The sequence below is a fragment of the Hymenobacter amundsenii genome (assembly GCF_002204745.1).
GTDB lineage: Bacteria > Bacteroidota > Bacteroidia > Cytophagales > Hymenobacteraceae > Hymenobacter > Hymenobacter amundsenii.
This window is the reverse complement of the sequence record NZ_NIRR01000069.1, coordinates 1-7,782: the sequence shown is the minus strand read 5'-3', so window position 1 is coordinate 7,782 and position 7,782 is coordinate 1. Positions and strand designations below refer to the sequence as shown.

7 protein-coding genes are annotated in these 7,782 nt (G+C 60.8%); all 7 read left to right on the top strand.

Annotated elements, in window-relative coordinates:
* Window positions 1-234: SDR family oxidoreductase (locus CDA63_RS19535; protein WP_126546977.1), on the top strand; the 234-nt coding region annotated here is incomplete at its 5' end.
* Between the two features lie 155 nt (window positions 235-389).
* On the top strand, window positions 390-3,044 hold the full coding sequence (locus tag CDA63_RS19530) for an MGH1-like glycoside hydrolase domain-containing protein (protein WP_088466138.1): 2,655 nt from the start codon (window positions 390-392) through the stop codon (window positions 3,042-3,044).
* A gap of 36 nt (window positions 3,045-3,080) precedes the next feature.
* On the top strand, window positions 3,081-3,695 hold the full coding sequence (locus CDA63_RS19525) for a cyclase family protein (protein ID WP_088466137.1): 615 nt from the start codon (window positions 3,081-3,083) through the stop codon (window positions 3,693-3,695).
* A 139-nt stretch (window positions 3,696-3,834) separates the two neighbouring features.
* Window positions 3,835-4,803 (top strand): NADP(+)-dependent, decarboxylating phosphogluconate dehydrogenase, encoded by a 969-nt coding sequence (locus CDA63_RS19520; protein WP_088466136.1) that lies wholly within the window; start codon window positions 3,835-3,837, stop codon window positions 4,801-4,803.
* A gap of 128 nt (window positions 4,804-4,931) precedes the next feature.
* Window positions 4,932-5,654 (top strand): PD-(D/E)XK nuclease-like domain-containing protein, encoded by a 723-nt coding sequence (locus CDA63_RS19515; RefSeq protein WP_165768413.1) that lies wholly within the window; start codon window positions 4,932-4,934, stop codon window positions 5,652-5,654.
* Window positions 5,655-6,075: 421 nt separating this feature from the next.
* Window positions 6,076-7,083 carry an aspartate--ammonia ligase gene (asnA, locus tag CDA63_RS19510; protein ID WP_088466134.1) on the top strand — a complete coding sequence of 336 codons (1,008 nt, stop codon included), beginning with the start codon at window positions 6,076-6,078 and terminating at the stop codon, window positions 7,081-7,083.
* A 182-nt stretch (window positions 7,084-7,265) separates the two neighbouring features.
* Window positions 7,266-7,616 (top strand): DUF3140 domain-containing protein, encoded by a 351-nt coding sequence (locus CDA63_RS19505; protein ID WP_088466133.1) that lies wholly within the window; start codon window positions 7,266-7,268, stop codon window positions 7,614-7,616.
* Window positions 7,617-7,782 lie beyond the last annotated feature (166 nt).

The window sequence follows — 7,782 nt, the reverse complement described above, 5'->3', positions numbered from 1 at the left end:
AACAGCATTGCGCCCGGCGCCATTGCCACGCCCATCAACCTCACGGCCCGCGATACGCCCGAAGAGGAAAAAGACCTGCTTACCCTCATTCCCTACGGCCGTATCGGCCAGCCCCTCGACATTGGCAAAGTGGCCGTCTGGCTCGCCTCCGACGAGTCGGATTACGTGACCGGTACCAGCATCTTCGCCGATGGCGGCATGACGTTGTACCCCGGCTTCGCCGATAATGGCTGAGTAAACATCATGCTGAGCGAAGGCGGGGTCGCAGTCGAAGCATCGCTTCTGCAATGATAATCATGTCGTTGAGTTTGCCATTGCAGTAGCGATGCTTCGGCTTCGTTACACTCCGCTCAGCACTAACAACCAACACCCTACCAAATCCCCAACGAATGAACCAGGAGCAGCAGCGGCAGCAGCAGTTACGCGCCGGCGAGGCCAAATGGCACCGCTTTGGGCCCTATGTGTCGGATCGGCAGTGGGGCACAGTGCGCGAAGACTACTCGGCCGATGGCCAGCCCTGGACCTACACCACCCACGAGATGGCGCGGAGCTACGCTTACCGCTGGGGCGAGGAGGCCATTGGGGGCGTTTGCGACGAGCAGCAGTTTTTGTGCCTGGCGCCGGCGTTCTGGAACGGCCATGACCCCATTCTGAAGGAACGGCTGTTCGGTTTGGCGGGCCCCGAGGGCAACCACGGCGAGGATGTAAAGGAGTTATACTACTACCTCGACAACACGCCCACCCACTCCTACATGCGGATGCTGTACAAGTATCCGCAGCATGCCTTTCCGTACGAGTGGCTGGTGACCGAAAACGGCCGCCGCAACCGCCAGAAGCCCGAGTTCGACCTCATTGACACCTGCATCTTCAAGGAGAACCGCTACTTCGATATATTTCTGGAGTACGCCAAAGTCGGCCCCGACGACCTGCTGCTGCAGATTACGGTGCACAACCGCGGCCCCGAAGACGCTCCGCTGCACGTGCTGCCTCAGCTGTGGCTGCGCAATACCTGGGCTTGGGGTTATGAGGACTATAAGCCACAGCTGCGCGGGCAGCATGCCGGTTCGGTAGCCATCGACCATGCCAGCCTGCCGGCACTGGAATTGTACTACGAGCAGCCCGCGGGCCAGCTGGCCGACCTGCTGTTCTGCGACAACGAAACCAACGCCGAACGCCTCTACCAGGCGCCCAACCCCACGCGGTACCACAAAGACGGCATCAACGACTACTTGCTTCAGGGCCGCCACCAAGCCGTGAACCCGGCCCGGGAGGGTACCAAGGCGGCGGTGCACTACCAGCTGCATGTGCCGGCCGGCGAAAGCCGCACGGTGCGGGTGCGCCTCGGGGCCCCGGGCCTGGCCGACCCGTTTGCCGACTTTGCCCGGATACTGGAGCAGCGCCAGGCCGAAGCCGACGCGTATTACCACGACTTGCAGGCCGGCATCGAAAGCGCCGATGCCCGCAACGTGCAGCGCCAGGCCCTGGCCGGTATGCTCTGGAGCAAGCAGTTCTATTACTACGACGTGCGCAGGTGGCTGCGCGGCGACCCTGCCCTGCCTACGCCGCCCGCCACCCGCCTGGAAGGCCGGAACTGCAGTTGGAACCACCTCAACAATGCCGACATCATCTCGATGCCCGATAAGTGGGAGTACCCCTGGTACGCGGCCTGGGATTTGGCCTTCCACTGCATTCCACTGGCGATGGTCGACGCCGACTTCGCCAAAGGCCAGCTCCGGCTGCTCTGCCGCGATTGGTACATGCACCCCAACGGCCAACTGCCGGCCTATGAGTGGAAGCTCGACGATGTGAACCCGCCGGTGCATGCCTACGCCACCTGGCGCATCTATAAAATTGATCAGAAACAGCGCGGCGGCCTCGGCGACACGGCGTTTCTGGAAAGCGTATTTCACCGGCTGCTGCTCAACTTCACCTGGTGGGTAAACCGCAAAGACCGCAACAACCGCAACGTATTCCAGGGCGGCTTTCTGGGCCTCGACAACATCGGCGTGTTCGACCGCTCGGCCCCGCTGCCTACCGGCGGCCACATTGAGCAGGCCGACGGCACGGCCTGGATGGCCATGTTCGCGCTCAACATGATGCGCATGGCCTTGGAGCTGTCGCGCAGCAACCCCGTGTACCAGGACCTGGCCAGCAAGTTCTTCGAACACTTCCTCTACATCGCCCAGGCCATGACCAGCATGTCGGACGAGGATATTGACATGTGGGACGATGAGGATGGCTTCTACTACGACGTGCTGAACACGCCCGAGTACGGCCGCTTTCCGCTGCGGGTGCGCTCGATGGTGGGCTTGATTCCGCTCTTCGCCGTGGAGGTGCTCGATACGGCCACCCTCCAGGACGTGCCCCGGTTCGTGAGCCGGATGAACTGGTTTCTGGACAACCGCCCCGAACTGGCCCAGCTCGTGAGCCGCTGGCAGGAGCCGGGCAAAGGCCAAACTCACTTGCTGAGCCTGCTGCGCGGCCACCGCATGAAGCTGCTGTTGCGCCGGATGCTCGACGAAGCCGAATTTCTGTCGGAGCACGGCGTGCGGGCCCTCTCGCGCTACCACCTTAAGCACCCCTTCGTGTTCGATGAGGCCGACGGCGTAAATGCGGTGGTCGATTACGAGCCGGCCGAGTCCACTACCTCGCTGTTTGGGGGCAACAGCAACTGGCGCGGCCCCGTCTGGATGCCCGTGAACTTCATGATTGTGGAGTCGTTGCAGCGCTTCTACCACTACTATGGTCCCGAATTCAAGGTAGAATACCCCACCGGCTCGGGCCAGCACTGCACCATCCTCGAAATCTCGCAGGCGTTGTCGGAACGGCTCATCAAGCTGTTTCTGCGCGATGAGGACGGAAACAGGGCCTGCTTCGGTACCAACCGGCAGATGCAATCCGATCCGCATTTCCGCGACCACCTGCTTTTCCACGAGTACTTCCATGGCGATACCGGCGCGGGCCTCGGGGCCAACCACCAAACCGGTTGGACTGGTCTGGTGGCCAAGCTCATCCAGCCCCGCCACGATAACGGGGGCGCCTGATGCGCTGCATGACATCCTTTTCTTAACCCCAAAACTATGGAGTGGCTCGACTTTACCACCACTATTTCCGATGGAATGGCCTACTGGCCCGACAACGCGCCGGTGCACATCAAGCGCACCCTAAGCATGGCGGATGGTGCGGCTGCCAACGTGTCGGAAATTAGCATGAGTGTGCATACCTCGACCCACGTAGATGCGCCCCTGCACTTCTTGCCGAATGGCGACGACGTGACCAAAATCGATTTGAGCACCCTCATGGGCCCGGCGCTGGTAGTCGAAATCGACCATCCCGAATTCATTACGAAGCCGGAAATCGAACACATCCAGCTCGAAAAAGGCAGCCGGGTGCTCTTCAAAACCCGCAACTCGCGCCGCCAGTGGGCCACCGAGCCCTTCAACCCCGATTTTGTGCGGGTGCGGGCCGATGCCGCCACCTGGCTCCGCGACCAGGGCGTGGTCTGCGTGGGCGTCGATTACCTCTCGGTGGGCCCCGCCGATACCCACCATATTCTGCTCGAAGCCGGCATCAGCATCATCGAGGGCCTGGCGCTGCAACAGGCCGAGCCCGGCGAGTACGACCTGATTTGCCTGCCCCTGAAAATTGCCGGAGCCGATGGTGCCCCGGCCCGCGTTATTGCCCGCAAGCGGTAGAGTATTGAGTGAATGAGTGACTCGGCGCGCGCGTGCCTGCTACCGGGCCAATAGCCTTTGGTGCCACAACAGACCTGTACAGTATTCACCGGGTCACTCATTCATCGAGTTACTCATTCACTTATTCACTTATTCACAGATGAAAAAGACACAAATTGGCGTTATCGGCCTCGGCAAAATGGGCTCGGGCCTCGCCCAGCAGGCCGCCGAAAAAGGCTACCCCGTAATAGGTATGGACATCCGGGCCCGGCCCGATCTGGAAACCGACAACCTGCACGTAGTAACTACCATTGCCGAGCTGGCCAAGGGCCTGGAGCGCCCGCGCAAGGTGTTCCTCTATATTCCGGCCGGCGCGGCCGTCGATGGGCTGATTGACAAGCTACTTCCGCATTTTGAGGAGGGCGACATTATCGTGGATGGCGGCAACTCTTACTGGGGTGACTCTATCCGCCGGGCCGAGCGGCTCCAGGCCCAGGGCATCTACTTCCTCGACTGCGGAACCAGCGGTGGCCCTGCCGGTGCCCGCCACGGTGCCTGCTACATGGTGGGTGGTGAAGATGCGGCCGTAAGCCAGCTCCAGGGTTTTTTCGTGGAAACCGCTGTGCCCGATGGTTTTCTGCACACGGGTCCGGCCGGCTCGGGCCACTACGTGAAACTAGTGCACAACGGCATCGAGTTCGGGATGCTTCAGGCCATTGGCGAAGGCATGGGCATGCTCACCCACTTCCGCGACAAGCTCGATATCAGTGCCATTCTGGGCCTCTGGAACAATGGCTCGGTAGTGCGCTCCTGGCTCGTGCAGCTCATGAAACAGATGTACGACCAGGAAGGCCAGAGCTTCGACGTGCCCAGCTACATCGAGGACACCGGCGAAGTGAACTGGCTTGTGGCCGACGCCTTGCGCATGGAAGTGCCCATTCCGGTCATTTCGCAATCCATCATGCAGCTCTTTACCTCCCGCGACCAGGACCCGACCTGGGCCAAGGCCATTGCCATGATGCGCCACGGTTTCGGCGGCCACCCCTACGGCGAGGATGAAGGCCTCAAGCACGAACGCCGGTTTGGGCGGGTGGGGGAGTACCCGATGCCCCAGGATGACAAGGGCTAAAAGAGTGCTTCGGCGGTGCCGGGCGGATGGGGGCGGATGGGCGTATCTTTGCTTTATCACCCCATTGCCCGAACCAACCTTCCTGTGTTTTTCCGGAGCCATTTGCCCGGCTCCGCTGTTCCATATCCGTGACTGACCCAACCACTCCGCCCGCTCGCCCCGACCTGCTGCGCATCCCGTACGACGATTACCGGGCCCTGCCGGCCATTGCCAACTCCGACCTCTCGCGCCTACGCGACGCCCTCAATGGCCGCCCGCCGCGGCCCCATACCAGCGTGGGTGGAGCCCTGGGCCTGGGCACGGCCTTCCACACCGCTCTGCTCGAACCCGACCTCTACGAGCCCGGCCAGCCCGGCATCAACGACACCCTGATTTGGTGGATGGTGGAGGGAGTGCAGCTCGACCCTGAAATGAAGGTGCTGCTCGAAGTGGGCACGCCCGAGCCGAGCTGCATCTTCACGGAGCCCACTACCGGCACGCTTTGCAAGCTCCGCGCCGACCTCGTGGTAGACCATCCGGGCCACCCCTACACCGTAGTCGATTTTAAAACCACCATGGCCCGTGACCACAACCACTTTGTGGAGCAGTGCTCGAATTACGATTACGACCGGCAGGCTGCCTTTTATGCCGATGCTTTGCAGGCCGAGCGGTTTTTGCTGGTGGGCGTGCAGAAGGTAGAGCCATTCAAGGTGTTCGTGTACGCCGTACCGCCGCTGATGCGCTCCGAGGGCCGGGCTAAGTACCTGCGCCTGCTGCACCTGCTCCAGCCCGAGGCACCCGTGCCGCTGTCGGTGCTGCCAGCCGTGCGCGAAGTGCGCGCCGCCCTCTCCGGCGACGGAGATGCGGGGTAAAGACCGTAACTAGCCGATTAGGCAGTATCGAAAAAAATAAAACCATTTATTGTTGGCTGAATAACTATAGTTGCCTATACTTGCATACTTCCGATTTAAAAACGGAACACTCCTATGCGCCTTTTCCACAATAACCGCCAGTTTAATAATTCGAATAATAATATTATTCGAAACTGGAAGGCTATTGTCCCCTTGGGGAAACGGAAAATCAGTAACTGACTTTCTGCTAAAGCCTTCCGTAACTGGAAGGCTTTTTTTTGTGCCGTCAGTATCCGGGAAGGTCTGTTTTATAAGCCCTTCCCGGTAAATTCAGCAGCCTTGGTTTTCTTTCTGATTTTCGAAAAAAATACTCCTTCGGGAGCGAGGAAGCTGTGTGCCTTTTTTAAAATAAAATACGCATCAAACCTTAAATAATAACGCCATGTACCCGACCGAATTATTGCAAACCGAAGAAGCTATCCGGCTCGTGAAGGACACCTTCGCCCGGGAACTGGCCGACCGGCTGAGCCTAAGCCCGGTATCGTCGCCGATTGCCGTGCTCGACGGCACAGGCATCAACGACGACCTGAACGGGGTGGAGCGGGCGGTGGGCTTCCCGATAAAGGCCCAGGCCGAGCGACGGGCGGTGGTGGTGCATTCGCTGGCCAAGTGGAAGCGCCTGCGTCTGCACGAACTGGGCGTGGCCGCCGGCCGCGGGCTGCTCACCGACATGCGCGCCCTGCGCCCCGATGAGGACTACTCGCCCATCCACTCCATCTACGTTGATCAGTGGGATTGGGAAAAGCACATCAAGCCCGGGCAGCGCACGCCAGAGTTCCTGCGCGCTACCGTGGAGCAGATTTACGAGGCGCTGCGAGCCACCGAGGCCCGGATAGTGGCCGAGTACCCAGCTATTACGCCCGTGCTGCCCGGGCGCATCAAGTTTCTGCACGCCGAGGATTTACTGCGCCAGTACCCCGGCCTCTCGCCCAAGCAGCGCGAGCACGAGGCCACCAAGCAGTACGGCGCGGTGTTTCTGATGGGCATTGGCGGCGCCCTGAGCCACGGCGAAGCCCACGACGGCCGCGCCCCCGACTACGACGACTGGAGCACCGAAACCACCACCGGCTACCACGGCCTCAACGGCGACATCCTGCTTTGGCACCCAGTCCTCCAGACTTCGTTCGAGGTTTCGTCGATGGGAATTCGGGTGGATAAGGTAGCGCTGCTGCGGCAGCTGGTACTGCGGGGCTGCGAAGACCGGCAGCAGCTGGATTTCCATGCCCGATTGCTGCGGGGCGAACTGCCCGAAAGCATCGGGGGTGGTATCGGCCAGAGCCGGGTGTGCATGTTCATGCTGCGCAAAGGCCACATTGGAGAGGTGCAGGTAAGCATTTGGCCCGAGAGCGTGCGCCAGAAATTGGCTGAATCCGGCGTGGGGCTGCTGTAACGGCCAGCTGAAAAAGCTGCCCAGGCAGCAGGGCGGGGGAGCAGGTCTGGCGGCCGTAGCTTCTCCGCCCTTTTTCGTGGGCCCCGGTAAGGACGGTTCGTAACGGCAGCCGGTGGGTTTGCGTTGAAGAAACCAGCCGCACAGGCTCACTGCTTATTCGCCACCCGTAATTATTACCGCTTATGGCCACTGAAAAGGAAGACTCCACCGACATCTACGCCGAATTCAAGGAAGACATCAACATGACCGCCGCCGAGCTGGAAAAGTGGCTCAAGACCGATGAATCGAAGTCGGTGGGCCAGGACAGCGGCGACGGCACGAGCATCGGCCACCACTCGGGCGAGAAAATCGTGAAAATCCTGAGCAAGAAAAAAGCCGACCTCACCGCCGACGATGAGGCCCACATGCACAAGGTGCACAGCTACATTAGCCGCCACCTGGCCCAGGGTGGCCCTGATGATAAGAGCGAAACTGAGGAGTCGCCCTGGCGCTACTCCCTCATGAACTGGGGCCACGACCCATTGAAAAAGTAAGCCTGCCATTATACCCCAACAATACCGGCCGCGCCGTTTTATGCCTGATACGGCATAAAAACGGCGCACAATACCCGCTACCAGATCTGGCAGCAGGTGGTGCTGATTGACGCCGAGCTTACCCAGACCGATTCGCTGCTGACGCACACGGCGCAGGCGCTGGAGC